Below are 878 nucleotides of genomic sequence, written 5' to 3'. Positions count from 1 at the left end.
AGCGTCGAGCAGCAGGCGGAGATTGATGAGCTTCGGGCAGCACCGCAGCAGACCTTGCGGGTGGTCTCGGAAGGGATGGAAAAGCATCTTTATAGCGCGCATCCGGTGCTGGATCACGGCTTTGTCCGGGTGGTGGATTACATGGGCGATGATGCCGCGATCTGTCAGGCGGCTCGGGTGTCTTATGGCCGCGGCACCAAGTCGGTTCAAAACGATGAGGGGCTTATTCGCTATCTGATGCGCCACTGGCATTCGACCCCGTTTGAGATGTGCGAGGTCAAGCTGCACGTCAAGCTGCCGGTGTTTGTCGCCCGACAATGGATCCGTCACCGGACGGCCAATGTGAACGAATATTCGGCGCGCTATTCGATTCTGGACCGCGAGTTTTATATCCCGGCGGCGGATGATCTGGCGGCGCAGTCGGTGGTCAACAATCAGGGCCGGGGTGAGGCGCTGTCAGGCGAAGAGGCCGAGCGCGTGCTGCGTTACCTGCGCGATGATGCGATGCGCTGCTATGATCACTACGAGGAGATGATATCGGATGACGGCCAGCAGGGGCTGGCGCGCGAGCTGGCGCGGATGAACCTGCCGGCAAACATCTATACGCAGTGGTACTGGAAGGTCGATCTGCACAATCTGCTGCATTTCCTGCGCCTGCGTGCCGATGCCCACGCGCAATACGAGATCCGGGTCTATGCCGAAGCGATGTGCCAGATTGCCGCCGATTGGGTGCCCGCCGCCTTCCGCGCGTTCGAGGATTACCGCATGGGCGGGGCCACACTGTCCTCGACCGCGCTCGACTGCGTCCGCCGGATGCTGAAAGGCGAGGCGGTCACACAGGAAGCCTCGGGCATGAGCAAAGGCGAATGGCGCGAGTT

1 protein-coding gene is annotated in these 878 nt (G+C 61.4%); it reads left to right on the top strand.

Going from position 1 to position 878, the window contains the following annotated elements:
• Positions 1-878: FAD-dependent thymidylate synthase (thyX, locus tag ROA7450_RS20680; protein WP_085807853.1), on the top strand; the 878-nt coding region annotated here is incomplete at both ends.

This window comes from Roseovarius albus (assembly GCF_900172335.1).
In the GTDB taxonomy this organism is placed as follows: Bacteria; Pseudomonadota; Alphaproteobacteria; order Rhodobacterales; family Rhodobacteraceae; genus Roseovarius; species Roseovarius albus.
The sequence above is the reverse complement of the archived record's forward strand: the minus strand, read 5'-3'. Positions and strand labels throughout refer to the sequence as shown.